Origin of the sequence: Cohnella baijiui (assembly GCF_020731285.1) — a bacterium.
GTDB lineage: Bacteria > Bacillota > Bacilli > Paenibacillales > Paenibacillaceae > Cohnella.
Genome location: NZ_JAJFOW010000010.1, coordinates 41,797 through 61,471, shown reverse-complemented (window position 1 = coordinate 61,471; position 19,675 = coordinate 41,797). Strand labels below are relative to the sequence as shown.

15 protein-coding genes and 1 riboswitch are annotated in these 19,675 nt (G+C 61.6%); of the genes, 12 read left to right on the top strand and 3 right to left on the bottom strand.

The features are described 5' to 3' along the window. Positions 1–490 precede the first annotated feature (490 nt). Both LKX83_RS12790 and LKX83_RS12785 read left to right on the top strand, forming a co-directional pair. Positions 491–1,066, top strand: coding sequence for a TetR/AcrR family transcriptional regulator (locus tag LKX83_RS12790; RefSeq protein ID WP_227882659.1), 576 nt, complete (start codon positions 491–493; stop codon positions 1,064–1,066). Beyond that, entirely contained in the window at positions 1,063–2,043 is a 981-nt protein-coding gene (locus tag LKX83_RS12785) for an NAD-dependent epimerase/dehydratase family protein (protein WP_227882658.1), read from the top strand. Before LKX83_RS12790 ends, LKX83_RS12785 begins: the two co-directional genes overlap by 4 nt. Before the next feature lie 805 nt (positions 2,044–2,848). Here LKX83_RS12785 and LKX83_RS12780 read toward each other — a convergent pair. After that, positions 2,849–3,583, bottom strand: coding sequence for a ThuA domain-containing protein (locus tag LKX83_RS12780; RefSeq protein ID WP_227882657.1), 735 nt, complete (start codon positions 3,581–3,583; stop codon positions 2,849–2,851). Positions 3,584–3,720: 137 nt separating this feature from the next. Between LKX83_RS12780 and LKX83_RS12775 the strand changes: the two genes are divergently transcribed. Next, positions 3,721–4,632 (top strand): helix-turn-helix transcriptional regulator, encoded by a 912-nt coding sequence (locus LKX83_RS12775; RefSeq protein WP_227882656.1) that lies wholly within the window; start codon positions 3,721–3,723, stop codon positions 4,630–4,632. A gap of 171 nt (positions 4,633–4,803) precedes the next feature. On the opposite strand, the gene LKX83_RS12770 is transcribed toward LKX83_RS12775, so the two are convergent. Then, complete coding sequence (locus LKX83_RS12770; RefSeq protein WP_227882655.1) at positions 4,804–5,673, bottom strand: AraC family transcriptional regulator; 870 nt, start codon at positions 5,671–5,673, stop codon at positions 4,804–4,806. 123 nt (positions 5,674–5,796) lie between these two features. Between LKX83_RS12770 and LKX83_RS12765 the strand changes: the two genes are divergently transcribed. From LKX83_RS12765 to nrdF, 4 genes are all read left to right on the top strand, one after another. Next, on the top strand, positions 5,797–8,502 hold the full coding sequence (locus tag LKX83_RS12765; RefSeq protein ID WP_227882654.1) for an alpha-L-rhamnosidase: 2,706 nt from the start codon (positions 5,797–5,799) through the stop codon (positions 8,500–8,502). 265 nt (positions 8,503–8,767) lie between these two features. Continuing rightward, a riboswitch (cobalamin riboswitch) is annotated at positions 8,768–8,971 on the top strand. Between the two features lie 158 nt (positions 8,972–9,129). Continuing rightward, the gene (gene nrdI, locus LKX83_RS12760; RefSeq protein WP_227882653.1) at positions 9,130–9,489 is read left to right on the top strand and encodes a class Ib ribonucleoside-diphosphate reductase assembly flavoprotein NrdI; all 360 of its coding nucleotides are present in this window, start codon (positions 9,130–9,132) and stop codon (positions 9,487–9,489) included. Continuing rightward, a complete protein-coding gene (nrdE, locus tag LKX83_RS12755) occupies positions 9,476–11,560 on the top strand; it encodes a class 1b ribonucleoside-diphosphate reductase subunit alpha (RefSeq protein ID WP_227882652.1) in 2,085 nt (694 codons plus the stop codon). Before nrdI ends, nrdE begins: the two co-directional genes overlap by 14 nt. A gap of 33 nt (positions 11,561–11,593) precedes the next feature. Further along, complete coding sequence (gene nrdF, locus LKX83_RS12750; protein ID WP_227882651.1) at positions 11,594–12,553, top strand: class 1b ribonucleoside-diphosphate reductase subunit beta; 960 nt, start codon at positions 11,594–11,596, stop codon at positions 12,551–12,553. Positions 12,554–12,808: 255 nt separating this feature from the next. Here nrdF and LKX83_RS12745 read toward each other — a convergent pair whose 3' ends face one another. Continuing rightward, a complete protein-coding gene (locus tag LKX83_RS12745) occupies positions 12,809–13,705 on the bottom strand; it encodes an AraC family transcriptional regulator (RefSeq protein ID WP_227882650.1) in 897 nt (298 codons plus the stop codon). Positions 13,706–13,878: 173 nt separating this feature from the next. On the opposite strand from LKX83_RS12745, the gene LKX83_RS12740 reads away from it, so the two are divergent. The 5 genes from LKX83_RS12740 (at position 13,879) to LKX83_RS12720 (ending at position 19,666) form a co-directional block, all read left to right on the top strand. Next, complete coding sequence (locus LKX83_RS12740) at positions 13,879–15,366, top strand: tagaturonate reductase (protein WP_227882649.1); 1,488 nt, start codon at positions 13,879–13,881, stop codon at positions 15,364–15,366. Between the two features lie 4 nt (positions 15,367–15,370). Further along, a complete protein-coding gene (locus LKX83_RS12735; protein WP_227882648.1) occupies positions 15,371–16,939 on the top strand; it encodes a UxaA family hydrolase in 1,569 nt (522 codons plus the stop codon). Positions 16,940–17,060: 121 nt separating this feature from the next. Continuing rightward, on the top strand, positions 17,061–17,579 hold the full coding sequence (locus LKX83_RS12730) for a ferritin-like domain-containing protein (RefSeq protein ID WP_227882647.1): 519 nt from the start codon (positions 17,061–17,063) through the stop codon (positions 17,577–17,579). Between the two features lie 309 nt (positions 17,580–17,888). Continuing rightward, a complete protein-coding gene (locus tag LKX83_RS12725; protein WP_227882646.1) occupies positions 17,889–18,944 on the top strand; it encodes a LacI family DNA-binding transcriptional regulator in 1,056 nt (351 codons plus the stop codon). Beyond that, positions 18,941–19,666: a ThuA domain-containing protein gene (locus LKX83_RS12720; RefSeq protein WP_227882645.1), complete on the top strand. Its 726-nt coding sequence runs from the start codon at positions 18,941–18,943 to the stop codon at positions 19,664–19,666. The genes LKX83_RS12725 and LKX83_RS12720 overlap by 4 nt, the downstream gene beginning before the upstream one ends. Positions 19,667–19,675 lie beyond the last annotated feature (9 nt).

Here is a 19,675-nt window from a genome sequence, read left to right as displayed (position 1 = left end):
ATGTAGCGGGTGCCAGCGATCCTATTTCCCGTTTTTTCGTAGACAGAAGGGCTGTTTCGTCCAAATAAGCGCGCATACAGCCGTTAGAAAAGAAACCTCCATTTTTTGGGCCGTTTAAGCGCTATCACAACCGTTAGCGTAGCCATGTTCCAAACCGATCACTCGTTCGAGGCTAACCCGTTGGTCAAGCACCGAATTCAGGTTGAGGCGGAAATCCGCCAGCTTGAACGAACGAGATGACTCCACGACCGCGCTGTTAGGCGGTTTTTTATGATGACTTTGGCATCCCTTTTGTAACCTAACGGAAAAGCAACAACCGGAATATAGTTACATTACTTTTGGATCAATCTACTAGAGGAATTTTCAGCGTCCGTGCGGGAAACGGATGCAGTCGCGTCGGGAACTGGGGTTTTATCGGATGTCAGGAGGGTATCGGCACCAATATAGCATCGCTATAGACGAACCAATATAGCTGTGCTATATTGGTCACATGAATACACACGACACGCTGCTCAATGCGGCTTTACAAGTTCTCGAGGAAGAGGGCGAGGCACAGTTCTCGACACGCTCCGTCTGCGCAATTGCGAAGGTGACCGCACCGACGCTGTACCATCACTTCGGCAGCGCCGACGGGCTTCTGAGCGCCGCCATTACGGAAGCATTTACACAGTTTCTCGAAAGCAAAAGGACTGCCACCCAATCCTCCGATCCGGTGATGGCGCTACGCGAGGGCTGGGACGATTACGTGCGCTTCGCGGCGGCTCGTCCACGGCTCTACGCGGTGATGATGAGCCGCGTTCTCGACGACGCTGAAATTCCCGCCGCCGAGCAGGCCTTTGCGCTCCTGATCCAACGCATCGCGGCCATCGCCGCTGAGGGCCGGCTCAGGCCGACGGTGGAGGTGGCTGCCGATCTCATGTGGGCGTCTGCGAATGCTGCATCCCTACTTCACGTCACAGCTCGGCTACGCAAGGTGGCGCCACCCACTTCTGAGGTCCTGGAGCAAATCCGCGAGGGCGCCATACGGTCCATCCTAAATCCCGAACAGAAAGGACGAACACAATGAAAATTCTCGTCACGGGAGGCACCGGTCTGCTCGGCGGCCGCCTGATCGCGAAGCTCGGGGAGGACGGTCACGAGATTTTCGCTCTTACACGCTCCACATCATCTCACGCCAAACTCAAGTCCATGGGTGCGACGCCAGTCGATGCCGATCTCGAAAGCAACACGCCACTCTTATTGCCGGTGATTGATGCGGTTGTGCACGCAGCCGCCCTGTTCCGCTTCTCAGGGCCTCGCGAACCCTTCTTCCGTACCAACGTCGATGGCACCGTAGCCTTGTTGAAGGCAGCTGAGTCCGCCGGTGCGAAGACATTCGTCTACATCAGCGCGGCGGGGATCCTCATGGATAATGGCGGTACGCCCATCCGCGACGCCGATGAAAGCGCGCCAGCTTTCCCGAACCACTTCTCCGCCTACCTGGCGAGCAAGGCACGGGCCGAGCCATTGGTTCTGGCAGCCAACAAACCCGGCTTTCGCACCGTCGCGCTCCGCCCACCGGCTATCTGGGGGCCTGGTGATCCGTTTAGTCGAGCACTTCCCGAAGCAGTCAGATCTGGACAGTTCGCCTTCATCAACCGCGGCGACTACGCTTTTGCAACCTGCCACGTGGACAATGTGGTCGAAGCCATACAATGCGCTCTTGAACGCGGAGAAGGCGGTCATGCCTTCTTCATCAAAGACCAGGAAGGGCAGACTTTCCGAGAGTTCGTCGCCTCGCTCGCGAACTTGCAGGGCCTGTCCATCGATAAGCTGCGTTCGATGCCCTACTGGCTTGCCTCTGCCATTGGCCGGCTGCTCGACACGATATGGGCCGTTACGCGGAAAGACGGCGATCCGCCGATCTCACGCTCGATGATACGCATGATCGGGCGTGAGTTCACTGTCAACGATGCCGCTGCACGTCGAGAGTTGGGCTATGTCGGAAGAACTTTGCGCGACGCCGGCTTGCAAAGCTATCAGGAACCATCTGCTCGACGATAGTGCTTTGGAGGGCGAACGACGGCAATCCCCGGCTCACTATGTATAACTAAGGGGACGGATTGAATGAAGTTTGACACTGGCCTGCGGTATGAGGCTTGATGTAGGTGGATTTATACTCCTTACACTATTTTCGCAGCCCGTATACGCAAGAGCAATTATGGTTAATCGATTGTTAATTATAGTAGAAATGACAGAATGGGACTCGCGCGTGCACTTGAGTCCTTCTTGCCGACATCCTTTCGTGATCCTGCCTTAACGATGATTTTCCCCCTTGCGTGCCCCGTTTCGCTCAGCCCATGCGCATTCGCACGCCTTCTAGTTTCATTGGGAAAGTTACTGTAATCTTAACATTTACTTTCCCTTCCGAGACCCACTTAGCGATAGTCCCTAGCTGGTCCGTGCTTGGAGATCCAATTGATGAAATGGCCGTAATGCCCTGCTCTTTTACCCGCTTTCCATTCGGTTGGCCGGCGATAGTCACCAGTCGTCCGTTTGGTTTCACGTACTCAGATGATCAAGGGAATCAATGCGGAGGTTATGAGAACTCATGGACAAAACGTAAGCGTCAAATAACCCTCACCTTCCAACAAGGTGGGGGCTATTTGAAGCTTACCCAACTTCGCCGCCGAGCGCCCCGCGCCCACGCCAGTTGGAGCAAAACGCTCCAACTGCGCCGCCTTGCCTCCTGCAAGGCAGCTCCACCTCCGCCCGCGCACGCCAAAAAGCCGCCCGCGTCCTTCGGACGGGGCGGCTCGATCACGCAAGCGCAAGCGTTTAGCCTGTGGCCTTGATGTTTTCCAGCGGCTTAGCCTTTGGCCTTGATGGATTCCAACGGCTTGGCGTTGCCGTATTTCGGGTAGTCGCGCGTGGACGGCGCGGCCCACTTCGCGGCGTTCGCGAGAATGCGGCGGACTTGCGGATTGAAGTACGTCGGGTACGTTTCGTGGCCGGGACGGAAGTAGAAGATTTTGCCCTGGCCGCGGGAGAACGTGCAGCCGCTGCGGAACACTTCGCCGCCTTCGAACCAGCTCACGAGCACCAGCTCGTCCGGCTGCGGGATGTCGAAGTGCTCGCCGTACATTTCCTCCGCCTCGAGTTCGATGTACTCGCCGATGCCCTCGACGATCGGATGGCCCGGGGAGACGACCCACAGACGCTCCTTCTCGTCGGCTTCGCGCCATTTCAGGTCGCAAGAGGTGCCCATCAGCTTTTTGAAAATTTTGGAGAAGTGGCCCGAATGGAGCACGATGAGGCCCATGCCCTTCAGCACGCGCTGATGCACGCGCTCGACGATCTCGTCGCTCACTTCGCCGTGTGCCATGTGGCCCCACCAGAAGAGTACGTCCGTCTCGTTCAGACGCGCTTCGGTCAGACCGTGCTCGGCATCGTCCAACGTCGCATAAGCGACTTCAAAGTCGTTCGTTCCCAATCCTTCGCCGATCGCGGCGTGGATGCCGTTCGGATAGACGTCGCGAACTTTCTCGTTCGTCTTTTCGTGGCGGTTTTCGTTCCATACCGTAACTCGCAAGCGTTGTGTCATCGTTCGATTCCTCCTGGCGATGAATATGCTTTCCTGTCCTTAGTATAGGCAAACCTGCCGCTTGCGAATATGCCGAATCTTAATCCTTTTATATTCAAAAGTGGTATACTGCTATTGTCCGAAAGGGGGGAATCGCGATGACGCGACAGCAGACGGCGATCGCCGACACGCATGCGGATGCCGTGAACGAAGAGGTCGTGTACCAGCATCCGCTGCTGTTCCATAAAATTTGGGAGCTGGCTTCGGACGCGCCGGATTGCGGCCACGGCGAGATCTGGAACTGGCATTACCATAAAGAAGTGGAGTTCCTGGCGATCGTAACCGGCCATCTGACCGTGCAGACGATGCAGGGGCTGCGGACGCTCGGACCGGGAGACGTGATGGTGCTGGGCGCTTCCCGCCCGCACCGCACGCACAAGGCGACGCCGGAGCCGCTGCAGTACATCGTGTTCCAGGTCGACCTGCCGCGCCATTTCGACCAGAGCATGATGCCCTACCTGAATCTGTTCTCCGAGCTGACCCAGCCGCTCGATCGGCTCAACTATATTTTTGACGAGCAGCCGGAGGCGCGGCGGGTAGCGTATTCGCTCGTGCTCGACATTTTCGAGGAGTCGCAGCGGGAGGCACCCGGGTACGAGATGGCGATCGGTGCGTCGATCAAGCGGCTGCTGCTCCTGCTGCTCCGCAGCGACTCCCGCAAGACGCTGCAGGCGGGGGAAGGCTCGGCGATCAGCCGCTTTCGCCCCGTCCTCGACTACGTCGACCAGCACCTGGGGGAAAAAATTTCCGTGGACGATGTCCGTGCCCTGCTGAACATGAGCTACCATCACTTCATTAAGACGTTCAAACGGACGATGGGCATCCCGTTCGTCGACTACGTCAACTACAACCGGATCAAAAAAGCCGAACGCCTGCTGCTGACGACGGAGCTGAGCATCATGGAGATCAGCTTCGAGGTCGGCATCTGGAACATGGCGCAGTTCTACAAGCTGTTCAAACGGCACAACCAGCGCTCGCCCAAAGAGTTCAGGGAACGGATGCGGGGTTAATCGCCAGAAAATGAAAGGAGCCGCTGCGGGCGGCTCCTTTTTGCGTGCGCCCGGCATGGGCGACATCGAAACGGTGGTAGTCCGGAGGGGGAGCTGGCGTGCGCCTACCCTTAGACAAAGGCAAGGGTGTCTGCCGCGAGGCGGGATCTGATCCCGGCCGCTCGCTTCCGCTCACTCGGCGGCTGCGGCTCTTCGCCGATAATCGCGGGGAGCGAGGCCGGTTTTCTTTTTGAACAACGCGTGAAAGAACGGGAGATCCTGATAGCCTACCGCGGCGGCGATGTCCGCGACGGCCCGGTCGCTTGTACGCAGTAGCCGGCATGCCTCGCCGATACGCACGTCCTGCGCGTAGGCGGTCAGCGTCATGCCGGTTTGCCGCCGGAACAGCCGGCGGAACTGCCGCTCGCCGACGCCGCACAGCGCCGCGGCTTCCGCCAGCGGCAGATGGCGCTCCGGCCTGTCGTGCAGCAGCCGGAGAACGGCTTCCACGCCGGCAGCGGGCGCCGCGGGGGCGGGGGACGCAGCCTCCGTGCCCAGACGGTAGAGCAGCAGCAGCAGCTCCAGCAGCCCGACGTGCAGGGAGGCCTCGCGGATCTCGCTGCGCGAAGCGTAGGCGAGGTGAAGCTTGCGGAACAGCCGGCCGGCTTCTCCGTCGAGGTCCCGGTAGTGCCTTAGCTCGGCATGCGCCAGCAGAGGAAGGCAGACCGCGCCGCCGGGGAACGCGTCGAGCAGCCGCCGCACGGCATCGACGGATACGACGCAGTTGTAGACGATGAGCGTTCTTCCTTTGGCCGCGGAGGCGGGACGGAACACGTGGGAGACGCCGACCGGGATCCAGAAGACGTCGCCTTGCGCGACCGGCATCGACCGGTCTCCCGCGTGATGGGTGCCGGCGCCTTCGGCCACGCAGCAAATTTCCAGAAAATCGTGACGGTGCTCGTTCACCTCGAAGTTTTCGACCGCCCGGTTTACGTAAATGGGCAGATCGTGGAAAAACAGGTCGTCGCCCTTGAACAGATCGATCGGCCGCCGTATCGTCAAGCTGCTCCCTCCCCCGCGAAATGTCCGGATCGCCATGCATGAAAGTCCGAATCGCCGTTCATGTTCGCAACAGCTTCATCTTATGATGGAAGACGAAGATGCACAAGAGGAGGTTGTGGCGGCATGAGCCGATTGCAGGTGAAGGCGCTCACGAATGAGTACAGGACGAATCCTCTCGGGACGGATACGCGCAAGCCGCGTCTCAGCTGGAAGCTCGAATCCGGCCGCCGGGGGACGATGCAGCAGGCGTACCGCATCCAGGTCGCGGGACCGGACGGAGGCTTCGACGCCCCGCTGTGGGACACGGAGCGGACGCCGTCCGACCGTTCCGTCCACGTCGTTTACGACGGTCCGTCGCTCGTTTCCCGCACCCGGTACGTTTGGCGCGTCAAGGTTTGGGACGACCGCGGCGAAGAGTCGGATTGGAGCGAGACCGCCTGGTGGGAAACGGCGCTGCTGGAGCCCGGCGAGTGGCGAGCGGCATGGATCACGCCGGATCCGGCGGGCATCGATCCGCTGGCGGAGCCCGCCTTTCTGCTGCGCAAGCCGTTCGAGCTGCGGGAAGGCATCCGTTCGGCCCGGATCTATGCGACGGCGGCGGGCGTTTACGAGCTGCACGCGAACGGCGAGCGCGTCGGCGAGGATCTGCTCGCGCCGGGCTGGACGAGCTACAACAAGCGCCACGCCTATCAGACGTACGACGTGACGAGCCTGCTGCGGCCGGGCGCCAACGCGGTAGGCGCCGTCGTCGCGGACGGCTGGTTCAAGGGCAACCTGGCGTGGGAAAACCAGCGGCACGTCTACGGCGACCGCCGGGCCGTCCTGTTGCAGCTGCACGTCGTCTACGAGGACGGCTCGGAGCAGGTCGTTGTCACGGACGATAGCTGGAAGGCATCGACCGGTCCGCTGCTATACGCCGAGATTTATCACGGCGAACGATACGATGCGCGCCTGGAGCAGCGGGGCTGGAGCGAACCGGGCTTCGCAGACGCGGACTGGAGCGGCGCGGTGCGGCTCGATCGGCCGCTGTCCATGCTCGTCGCGCAGGAAAACTGGCCGACTCGCGTCACGGAAACGCTGAAGCCGGTCGCGCTCCTCCGGACGCCCGCGGGCGAGACCGTGCTGGATATGGGCCAGAACATGGTCGGCCGGGTCCGCTTCTCCGTGGAAGCCCCCGCCGGCACGGAGATTCGACTGCAGCACGCCGAAGTGCTCGACCGGGAAGGCAACTTCTATACGAAGAACCTACGCAAAGCGAAGCAACTGGTGAGCTACGTCGCCAAAGGGGAGGAACGCGAGACATACGCGGCCGGATTTACTTTTCAGGGCTTCCGTTACATCAAAGTCGAAGGCTATCCGAATCAGGAGCGCGAGCTGCCGCTCGACCGGTTCGTCGGCGAAGTGATCCACTCGGCGATGCCGGAAGCCGGATCGTTCGAATGCTCGAACGAGCAAGTGAACCGGCTGCAGCGCAACATCTCGTGGGGGCAGCGGGGCAACTTCCTCGATCTGCCGACGGATTGCCCGCAGCGCGACGAGCGGCTCGGGTGGACCGGAGACGCGCAGGTGTTCGCCCGCACGGCGGCCTTCAACTATCACGTCGGGCCGTTCTTCGCCAAATGGCTGCGCGATCTGAAGGCGGATCAGCGCGCGGACGGGGGCGTGCCCTTCGTCGTTCCGCACGTGCTGGACGAGAATGGCTATGCCTCTGCGGCCTGGGGAGACGCGGCGGTCGTCGTGCCGTGGACGAACTACCTGGCTTACGAAGACGAGCGGCTGTTGGCCGAGCAATTCGACAGCATGAAGGCGTGGGTCGGCTACATCGAGGCGCAGGGGGAACGCCCGTATTTATGGAATACCGGCTTCCACTTCGGCGACTGGCTCGGCCTCGACGCCAAAGAGAACAGCTACGTCGGCGCGACGCCGCGCGATCTGATCGCCACGGCGTTCTTCGCCCTCTCGGCCCGGATCGTCCGGGACGCCGCGGTCGTGCTCGGACGCGCGGACGATGCGCGTCGGTACGCGGAGCTGCACGGCCGGATCGTCTCCGCCTTCCGCGAGGAATTCGTGACGCCTTCCGGCCGCCTGGCCGCCCCTACGCAGACCGCGCACGTGCTCGCGCTCGCCTTCGGGCTCGTGGAGGGAACGGCGCGGGAGCGCATCGCCCGGGACCTCAACCAGCTGGTCGTCGACCAAGACTACCATTTGACGACGGGATTCGTGGGCACGCCTTATCTATGCTTCGCGTTGTCGGAACACGGCTTCCACGAGACTGCCGTCAAGCTTCTGCTGCAGGACAGCTATCCGTCCTGGCTGTATTCGATCGCCAAAGGCGCGACGACGATCTGGGAGCACTGGGACGGCATCAAGCCGGACGGCTCGTTCTGGTCCGACGACATGAACTCGTATAATCACTACGCGTACGGTGCAATCGGGGATTGGCTCTATCGCGAGGTGGCCGGTCTCGACATCGGGCCGGATGGCGCTGGCTACAGACGTCTCGCCATCCGGCCGAGGTTCGCCGGCGAGACGATCGATCGTGCCCGGGCCGCGTACGAGTCCGCGTACGGTCTCGCGGCGGCGGGCTGGTCGCTGCAGGACGGCGTGTGCACGGTCGAGGCGACGGTGCCGCCGAACGCGACGGCCGATGTCTGGCTGCCCGGCGCCAGTCTCGCGGCGCTGACCGAGAGCGGCCGACCCGCGGACGACGCCGAAGGCGTCCTCCGTGCCGAGGGCACGCCCGAGGGGGTCCGGCTTGCGGTCGGATCGGGCACCTATCGCTTCACCTATCCGGTATCGGCGCCGGAACCTGCGGCCGCAGACATCTGACGCGCGGTTCATGAAAAGCCTTGCCCCCGGCCAGACACAACATCTGGGGGCAGGGCTCTTTTTGTCGTCTACTAATCGACGAAGACCGAAAAAATTCGACAGGACTTTTTTTCGAGCAAGCAGGATTTTGCACAAGCCTTGTCCCGCGTGCGATTGCGAGGACGGATCCGGAGGAGGAGGGAATGTCGAACCTTTTTCTGAGAGAATAGGCGTCTTCCATCCATTGACATGCACAATATCTTGATGTAAATTATGAACTACCAACTACATATCGGTTTGAACGGGTGCAATCGCGTGTAAGAATGGGCGAGAGCATAATAGGGAAGTCCGGTGCGAAGCCGGCGCGGTCCCGCCACTGTAAAGGGGAGTTCGTTTCCGAAATTGCCACTGGTCCGCTTGACGCGGACCGGGAAGGCGGAGGCGAGCGTCGATCCTGAGCCAGGATACCTGCCCGTTTCTCGACACGGTTCCCTACGGCGTATAGGCGCGTGTCCGGTTTACGCACTGAAGCGGCGCGTTTTCGCGCCGACCGAAGCGGCGCATTCGGCTCGAGCAAGCCGCCGGATGCGCCTTTCATATGGCATGGTTTCGCGAGAAAGACAAGTATACCGAGAGGAGAGCTTAGCTATGGTCATCGCCTTTGATTCGAAAACCGGCAACGTTCGGAGGTTCATTCGCAAGCTGAATCTGCCCGCCGTGCAGATCGACGAGGCGATCACCCTGGAAGAGCCCTTCGTTCTCGTGACGTACACGACCGGCTTCGGCCAAGTGCCGGAGAAGGTCGCTTCTTTTCTCCAGCGAAACCATCGCCACCTCGTCGGCGTCTCCGCCAGCGGGAACCGGAATTGGGGAGAAGGATTCGCGCGCAGCGCGGACACCATTTCACAGCAGTACGGGGTGCCGGTCATCCACAAGTTCGAGCTTTCCGGCACGCAGCGCGACGTGGATCAATTTATGCGGGAGGTGAGCGCAGTTGCGGCACATTGAATTGAACAACCTGTTGATGCAGCGCGGAGCGGACGGTTTCTTCCAACTGGACAAGGACCGTGAAGCCGTCGATGCGTTCATGGATGAAGTGGCACGCAAAAGCTTGTCCTTCACGGATCACCGCGCCAAAGTGCGCTACATGATCGAAAACGACTATTACGAGAACGTCTACGAGCGCTACACCGAAGCGGAAGTCGACGAAATCTACGAGGTCACGCACAGCTATCATTTCGCGTTTCCTTCCTATATGGCGGCTTCGAAGTTCTACACCGACTACGCGGTGAAGAGCAACGACCGCAGCGTTTACCTGGAGCACTACCCGGACCGCGTCGCGATCGTGGCGCTGTATCTCGGACGGGGCAACGTTAACACGGCGTACGTCCTCGCCCGCTCGATGATGGAGCAGCGCCTCCAACCGGCAACGCCGACGTTCCTGAACGCGGGCAAGAGCCGCCGCGGCGAGATGGTTTCGTGCTTCCTGCTCGAAATGGACGACGCGCTGAACTCGATCAACCACGTGCTCGGCACGTGCATGCAGCTGTCCAAGATCGGCGGCGGCGTCGCCGTCAACCTGTCGAAGCTGCGCGGCCGCGGCGAGTCCATCAAAGGCGTCGAAGGCGCCGCCAAAGGCATCATGCCGGTGTTGAAGCTGATGGAGGATGCCTTCTCCTACGCCGACCAGATGGGTCAGCGCAAAGGCTCCGGCGCAGGCTACTACAACATTTTCGGCTGGGACGTCATGGAATTCCTCGATAGCAAAAAGATCAACGCCGACGAAAAGACGCGTCTCAAGACGCTGTCGATCGGCCTGATCGTGCCTTCGAAATTTTACCAGCTGGCCGAAGAGAACAAGCCGCTGCACGTTTTCGCCCCTTATACGGTATTCAAGGCGTACGGCCGGCACATGGACGACATGGATCTCGACGACATGTACGACACGCTGCTTGCGGACGACCGCGTCAAGAAGAAAGTCGTTATGAGCGCGCGCGACATGCTCGTGAAGATCGCGACGATCCAGCTCGAGTCGGGCTACCCGTACATCATGAACCGGAGCAACGCCAACAAGGGACATGCCCTGAAGGACATCGGCAACATCAAAATGTCCAACCTGTGCACGGAAATCTTCCAGCTGCAGGAGACGTCCGAGATCGGCGATTACGGCCACGCGGACATCATCCGCCGCGACATCAGCTGCAACCTGGCTTCGCTGAACATCGCGAACGTCATGGAGCTGAAGAAGATCAAGGAGTCGGTCCACGAGGGCATCGCCGCGCTGACGGCCGTCAGCGACATGACGACGGTCGCGAACGCGCCGGGCGTCGCCAAGGCGAACCGAGAGCTGCACTCGGTCGGCCTCGGCGCGATGAATCTGCACGGCTATCTCGCGAAGAACAAGATCGCCTACGAAAGCGACGAGGCGAAGGACTTCGCCCGCACGTTCTTCATGACGATGAACTTCCACTCCATCGAAAAAAGCATGGAGATCGCCAAGGAAACGGGGCTGACGTTCGACGGGTTCGAGCGCTCCGAATACGCGAAAGGCACTTACTTCGAACGTTATACCGCGACGGATTACCGTCCGGTTACCGATAAAGTGAAGGCGCTGTTCGAAGGGATCTCCATCCCGACGACGGCGGATTGGGCGGCGCTGGCCGATAAGGTGAAGACGCACGGCCTGTACCATGCCTACCGCCTCGCGATCGCGCCGACGCAAAGCATCTCGTACGTCCAAAACGCGACGTCGAGCGTCATGCCGATCGTCGAACAGATCGAGACGCGCACCTACGCGAACTCGACCACGTACTACCCGATGCCGTTTTTGCGGCAGGACAACTTCTTCTATTACAAGTCCGCCTATCAGATGGACCAATTCAAGGTGCTGGATCTGATCGCGGAAATTCAGGCGCACGTCGACCAAGGCATCTCGACCGTCCTGCACGTCAACAGCGACGTCACGACGCGCCAGCTGGCCCGCTATTACATTTACGCTTCCCGCAAGGGCTTGAAGTCCCTGTACTATACGCGGACGAACCGTCTGTCCGTCGAAGAATGCATCAGCTGCTCCGTGTAATCCCACGGAGCGGCGCCGAAGGAGAATCAGCACATGGGCGCGATCAGAGCCGTTAACTGGAACCGGCCGGACGACGATTTTACGGCGACGTTCTGGAGCCAGAACATCATGCAATTCTGGACCGACGAGGAGATTCCGCTGTCGGACGACAAAATGTCGTGGATGACATTGTCCGACGAGGAAAGATCCCTCTACATGAAAGTGCTCGGCGGCCTCACGCTGCTCGACACCGTGCAGGGCGGCGTCGGCATGCCGAAAATCCTCGAGCACGTCGAAGGCCTGCAGCGCAAGGCGGTGCTCGGCTTCATGGCGATGATGGAGCAGATCCACGCCAAGTCGTATTCGAGCATCTTCACGACGCTCGCCACGACCGAGGAGATCGACCGCATCTTCAAATGGGTCGAAGAGAATCCGTACCTGCAGACGAAGGCGGAGACGATCTCTCAATACTATAACAATATCAACACGCGCAAGGACCTGTACCTCGCGATGGGCGCTTCGGTGCTGCTCGAGAGCTACCTGTTCTACAGCGGCTTCTTCTATCCGCTGTACCTGGCCGGACAAGGGAAGATGACGAGCAGCGGCGAGATCATCGATCTCATCCTGCGCGACGAGAGCATCCACGGCCTGTACGTGGGCGTTCTCGCGCAGGAAGTGTACGCGGAGCTCGACGAGGACGAGCAGCAGGCGGCGTACGAGACGCTGCAGGGGCTGCTGCGATATCTGCACGAGAACGAGGAGCGCTACACGGGGCAGTTGTACACGGAGGTCGGCCTATCCGAGGAAGTGAAGTCGTTCCTGCGCTACAACGCGAACAAAGCGATGATGAACCTCGGACTCGATCCGCTCTTCCCGGAAGAAGAGATCAACCCGATCGTGCAAAACGGCATCAGCACGCGCACGAAGCAGCATGACTTTTTCTCGAAAAAGGGCAACGGCTACGTTCGCACGACGAACGTCCAGCCGCTGCGCGACGAAGACTTTATTTTTTAATTGACGGTATATCGGCAAAGGCCGTTCCGCGAGCAGGGGCTCGGGGAGCGGCCTATTGTGCATGGGGCGCCGCGGCGATGGAAGGCCATCGACTGCGCGAAGAAGGAGTGTAGGACTCCTACATGGCGGCGAAAAGGCGGATGGGGCACGAAGAAGGAGTCCAGGACTCCTACTTGGAGGGGGAAAGGCGGATGGAGCGCGAAGAAGGAGCCTAGGACTCCTTCTTGACGGTGAAATGACAGGTGACGCCGCCGTTCAATCGCCCGCTCGCGCTTGGGCGGCTCGCAGCGTCCGGCTGCGTTTGTAGGCGGCCGGAGTCATGCCGGACAGTTTCTTGAACATCCGGTGGAAATGGGGCAGGCTCTCGTATCCGCAGCGTGCGGCGATGGCGTCGACGCTGTCGTCGGTGGCGACGAGGAGCTCTTTGGCGCAGGCGATGCGCTTGGCGTTGACGTACTCGGTCACGTTCAGGCCGGTGAGCTGCTTGAAGACGCGGGAGAAATGGGCGGGCGTCACGGCCGCGCGATCCGCAAGGGCGGACAGCGACAACTCGCCGGACGGATGACGGTCGATATGACGCAGCATCTCTTGCATCCAATGCGGTCCAACGCGCTTCGTATGGACGTCGGCTCCTTCGTTATCCTCAGGCGCTGCCGTCCGGTTCATCCCAAGCAGGAGCCGCTGGAGCAAGAGCACGACGGCAAAGCGATAGCCGGGCGCGTGCGTCCGGAGCTCATCCGCGATCTTGTCCACAAGGCGTTCGGTGCCCCCTTGCGAGGAAGCGGCGAGCCGATAGCGCCCCTCGAGCCGCGCTTGCTCGAAAATCCGCATGCTCTCGTAGCCGTCCCCCAGTTCCGCGTGGGACAGCAGCGACGGCGCGAAGAAAACGGCAGTCGAAGTAATTCGGTCAACACGGTCCGGGAAGGCGCGGTGGATCGTATTGCCGGGAATGACGAACAGATCGCCCGGGCGCATCTCGAAAAACGCTTGATCGATAAAAAAAGTGCCTTTTCCCTGGTGAATATAGACGATCTCGTACCGGTCATGGAGATGGTCGGGCAGCTCGGTATCCGGATGCTTCATGTCCCGGTGGATGAGATCGAACGGAAAGTGCGGGTCGTCGGAGAAGCGACGCTTGGGCATCTGGCGCATCGGAGGAAGGCTCCTTTCCCGTTTCTTCATCTATGCGCGAAGGTGTCTTCAACATATCAAAATAAAGTACTTATTCGCAAGATGCGCGCATTTCAAAATGTATTTCGGCTGCTACAATGAACATAAAAGCACTAGATCCAGCTGTACGGACGAAACGCAAAGGAGTTTTGCAAATGCACCCTACGTTAACGATGGCTACGCTGAGTCCCGAGGACCGGGCACTCGCCGAAGCGGCCCGGAGAGAACCCGTCGCCGTGCTGCAGATCGGGGAGGGCAACTTTTTGCGCGGGTTCGCGGATTGGATGATCCACGTTTGCCGCAAGCAAGGGCTGTTCGCCGGCGGTGTGGCGGTGACGCAGCCGCGCCCGGCAGGCGCGCCCAAAATCGCCGCGCTGGCCGCCCAGGACGGCCTGTACACGCTCGTGACGCGGGGACTCGAGGACGGCGTGCCTGTAGAGCGAGCTGAGATCGTGAGCGTGTTCGCGCAGACGCTGGATCCGTATGCGGATTGGGCGGCATTCGAGGCGCTGGCCGTCAGCCCGTCGCTGCGCTTCGTCATCTCGAACACGACCGAAGCCGGACTCGTCTACCGGGAAGAGCCCGCGCCGACCGGTGCGCCGATCGCTTCGTTCCCGGGGAAGATCGCGCATCTGCTGCATCTCCGCTATCGCGCTTTCGGCGGGGCGGCGGACAAGGGGCTGATCCTGCTGCCTTGCGAGCTGCTGGAGCGCAACGGAGACGCGCTGCGCGATGCGGTGCTGAAGCACGCGTCCGATTGGGGGCTGGACGAAGGGTTCCGCAGATGGATACTCGCGCACAACCGCTTTTTGAATTCGCTGGTCGACCGCATCGTGACGGGCCATCCGGGCGAGGCGCAGGCGGAAGCCTGGTTCGATGAATGGGGCTATGCGGACGCCATGGTCGACACGGCGGAGCCTTATCATCTGTGGGCGATCGAGGCGGAGCCGGAGCTGGACCGCGAGCTGCCGTTCGCGCGGGCCGGCCTGAACGTCCATTGGGTGGACGATCTGACGCCGTTCCAGCAGCGCAAGGTAAGGATCCTGAACGGCGCGCATACGCTCATGACGCCGATCGGCCTGCTTTACGGCATCTCGCACGTGCGTGAGCTGATGGCCGACCCCGCCTGGGGGACGTTCGTCCGCGAGGCGGTGCGAGAGGAGATCGTGCCCGCGCTTCCTTATCCCGCGGACGAAATGACCGATTACGCGGAAACGGTGTTCGAGCGGTTCGCCAACCCGCATATCCGGCACCGGCTCGCAGACATTGCGATGAATAGCCTGAGCAAGTTCAAGACGCGCCTGCTGCCGACGCTGGCTTACTACGCGGCAGCCGGCGAGCCGCTGCCGGAGCGCGTCGTCCTCGGCTTCGCGGCGCTGCTGCGGCTGTACCGGGTCGAGCGCGACGGCGACGCGTTCGTGGCCGACACCTTGGTCGGCACGCGATTCGAAGTGCGCGACGACGCGCGGCTGCTCGGCCGGGTCGCCGCCCATTGGGCGGCGGCGGGCGCGGCGGGCGAGCCGCTCGCCGATACGGTACGGCGCCTGCTCGCCGACGCCGAGCTGTGGGGCGAGGATCTGTCCGCTTGGCCGGCGCTGGCTGAGCGAGTCGTGGGCCATTGGGCGACATGGGAGGAGGCATAACCGCATGAACGATTGGATCCGACTGACCCCGCAAGACCATGTCGTGATCGTCCTGCGCCCGTTTGCAGCGGGCGAAAGGTTGACGCTGGAAGACGGCGGCGCGATTGCGGTCGCGGACGACGTGCCCCAAGGGCACAAGGTGCTGACCCGTCCGATCGGCCGGGGACAGGACGTGCTGAAGTTCGGCTACTCGATCGGCAAGGCCAAGGCGGATCTGGATCCGGGCGTCTGGGTGCATACGCACAACCTGGAGACCGGGCTCAAAGGCATCTTGGACTACGCGTACGAACCGGACGGCGCGATCGAGGGAACGTCCCAGGCCGGCACTTCGGCCGAGGCGCCGACCGGCGGCACGGAAGCGGCCGCTTCGGCGGGCGCCGCACCTGACGGCGCCGGGTTCGAGCGGACGTTCATGGGATACGTCCGGCCGAACGGCGAGGTCGGCATCCGCAACGAGCTCTGGATCATCAACACCGTTGGCTGCATCAACAAAACGTGCGAAATTCTCGCCAAGCGGGGCGAAGCCGCATTCGCCGGGCGCGTGGACGGCGTCCATCATTTCGCGCACCCGTTCGGCTGCTCGCAGCTGGGCGACGATCTCGTGCACACGCAGAAGCTGCTCGCCTCGCTTGTGAACCACCCGAACGCGGCCGGCGTGCTCGTCGTCGGACTCGGCTGCGAGAACAACCAGATCGATGCGTTTCGGGAGGCGATCGGCCCGCATGATCCCGATCGGGTCAAGTTCATGCGGGCGCAGGACGAGGAGGATGAGCTGGAAGCGGGCATGGCGCTGCTCGAAGCGCTGGCCGACCGCGCGGAGACGTTCCGCCGGGAGCCCGTTCCCGTCTCGAAGCTGAAGCTGGGCCTCAAATGCGGCGGCTCGGACGGCTTGTCCGGCATTACGGCCAATCCGCTCGTCGGCGCAGTCTCCGATCGACTCATCGGCTGCGGCGGGTCGGCGATTCTCACCGAGGTACCCGAAATGTTCGGCGCGGAGACGATTCTGATGAACCGGGCGGAGGACGAGGGCGTCTTCGGGCAAATCGTCTCGCTCATTAACGACTTCAAACAGTATTTCGTCCGTCACGATCAGGAGATTTACGAGAACCCGTCCCCCGGCAACAAAGCCGGAGGCATCACGACGCTCGAGGAAAAGTCGCTGGGCTGCACGCAGAAGGGCGGACGGGCGATCGTGCGGGACGTCGTGCCGTACGGCGAGCGGATCCGCAAGCCGGGCCTGACGCTCCTCGAGGCGCCCGGCAACGATCTCGTCTCGGTGACGGCGCTGTCCGCCGCCGGCGCGCACCTCGTGCTCTTCACGACCGGCCGGGGGACGCCGTTCGGGGGGCCGGTGCCGACGGTCAAGATCTCGAGTAACAGCGAGCTCGCCGGCCGGAAGCGGAATTGGATCGACTTCGACGCGGGACGGCTTCTGACGGACCGGAGCATGCCAGAGTTGGCTGACGAGCTGTGGACGCAGATCGTTCGGCTCGCTTCGGGCGAGCAAGAGACGCTGAACGAGCGGAACGGCTTTCGCGAGATCGCCATTTTCAAGGACGGGGTCATCCTCTGATCCATTCGCGCGGCGAAACCCGCATGCGACGCTTTAGCGCAGAAAAAAGGCGGGGGGCGCGCACCTCGCGGAAGATTTGCGCATAGGATACGGGGAAATCGCCCAAGGAGGGTGTACCCGCATGTTAACTACCTATTATTCGCAACCCGTATACTATCCGCTCGGCGCCTACTATCCGCCGGTCGGCGTCTACGAGCCGCGAGCGGCTTTTAAGCCCGTCTGGGAGACCAGCCTCGCGGAGGCGACCGCATTGATCCAAGAAGCCGTGCAGGATGAGCGCCATGACGAATTGTTCTACGATCAGCTCATCCGCCTCGCGCCAGACCGGGACCAAGCCGATATGATCGCGGGCATCCGCGACGACGAACGCCAGCACAACCGGATGTTCAAGGAAATCTACGCGATTTTGACGGGGCATCAAGCGTCCACCGCCGCGCAAGAACCGCCCGAGAAAGTCGGTACGTATGTCGAGGGTCTGGAGAAAGCAATCCGGGGCGAGTGGGCCGCCGTCGAAAAATATCGGCGCATTTGGTTCGGTCTTCCGCCGGGCATCTACCGGGATACGGTGTACGGCATCATCCTGGACGAACAGAAGCATGCCGACAAGTACAATTATTTGCTCGAGAAAAACAGAGCCTGACGTTGGCTTCGCCTTTCTCGGAGAGCCATGGCCTGTAGTCGCGTTTCTCGGGAAGCTTTTTGCGTTTGCCGGATTGACATGCGGAAACCACCGGGGTTCATTCCGGTGGTTTTCGTTTATTCTAAATTTCTCCAGAAATGAAATCACAGCTACCCGTACCCGGCATCACCCGTCGGAGCGAGCCGAAGCTCTCGAACTTTTTACGTCTGATGTCGCATATTCGGATTGACGACGGGGGGATGCGGTGAGATAATGTACGCGCGTACATTCATCATTACAGCAGCAGGGAAAGAAAGGATAGAGTCGAGGATGGCAACGCGCAAGGAAGTGGCCGAACTTGCCGGCGTGTCGGAAGCGACCGTCTCGCGGGTGCTGAACGGCGTCGGACCGATCAAGGCAGAGACACGCGAGCGCGTCCTAGAAGCGGCCAATCGGCTGGGCTACCAGCTGAACGCCGTCGCCTCCAGCTTCGCCCGGGGGATGAGCGGCAATATCGGCGTTGTGCTGCCCCACGTGCCGAAGGTTCACCTGTTCTCCACCTACTACTTCTCGGAGATCCTGAGCGGGATCGGCGAAGCGGTGCGCACCGGCGGCCAGGGCTTGCTGCTCCTCTACCGGGACCCGGGACAGCCGTTCGACTACGTCTCGCTGTTCCGCACCCGCCGGGTGGACGCCTGCCTCATATTGGGCGCCAGCTCCCTTCCGCAGGAAGAGGCGGGCATCCGCGCGTTGGCGAAGGAAGGCGTCCCGTTTTGCGTCGTGGATCAGCGGTTCGCGGAGCCCGCCGTCCCGGCCGTCGTCGCCGATCATATCGGCGGGAGCTTCGCGGCGGCCCGCCACCTGCTCGCGGCCGGACATACCCGCATCGGCTTCCTGAACGGATCGCCGCAGTATTCCAATAGCGCGGACCGCGATCGGGGGTACCGGCTGGCGCTCGCCGAAGCAGGAATCGAGGCTGACGAGCGAGTCATTTATGAAGGAAACTACAGCCGGAAAAGCGGCTACGAAGCGGCGGAGCTGGTGGCGCGGGACCTGGATCGACTCGACGCGCTGATGTGCGCCAACGACCGCATGGCGATCGGGGTCATCCAGGGACTGAAGGAGCGGGGCATCCCCCTCCCGGACGCGCTGCCGATCGTAGGCTACGACAACGCCGACGCCTCAAGCCTCATCGATCCGCCGCTGACGACGGTCGAGGTCCCTTTTTACGAGATGGGACAGCGGGCCGCGAGCCGGTTGCTGGACGCGCTGGCGGGGCGTCCCGGCGCAGCGCCGGCGGGGCTCGAGATCGTACCGACCCGGCTCGTCGTGCGCAAGTCCTGTTCATCATCAACGCCTGGAGCGAAGGAGAGCGAGAACGAATGAAGAAAGCACTGATCGTATGGGGCGGCTGGGACGGCCACCAGCCGAAGGAAGTCGCCGGCCTGTTCAAGATCATCCTGGAAAAAGAAAACTTCGAGGTGGAAGTGTCGGATACGCTGGAAGCGTTCGCAGACGCGGACAAGCTGAAGGCGCTCGATCTGATCGTGCCGTGCTGGACAATGGGGCGAATCGAACAGCAGTGGGTGACCAACGTCTCCGAAGCGGTACAGGCGGGCGTTGGCCTTGCCGGCGTCCACGGCGGCATGTGCGACGCCTTCCGCGAAAACACCGACTGGCAGTTTATGACCGGCGGTCAATGGGTGGCCCATCCCGGCAACGACGGCACCGAATACGTCGTCAACATCAAGCATAGCTCGAGCCCGCTCGTCGAAGGGCTCGATGATCTGACGGTTTCGACCGAGCAGTATTACCTCCATGTGGATCCGGCCGTCGAGGTGCTGGCCACGACGAGATTCCCTCTCGCGCCAGGCCCGCACTCGCTGAACAAAGCGGTCGACATGCCGGTCATCTGGACGAAGCGCTGGGGCGTCGGACGGGTGTACTACAACGCGCTCGGCCACCAGGCGAACATCATCGCTCTGCCGGAAGTGACGGAAATGATGCGTCGCGGCTTCCTCTGGAGCGCGGAAGGCAAGTCGATCGCCGCGAAGTCGGGATATGTGTCGGGTTCCGCCTATACGGGCATGCAGGACAATCAATTGTAAACCGAATTC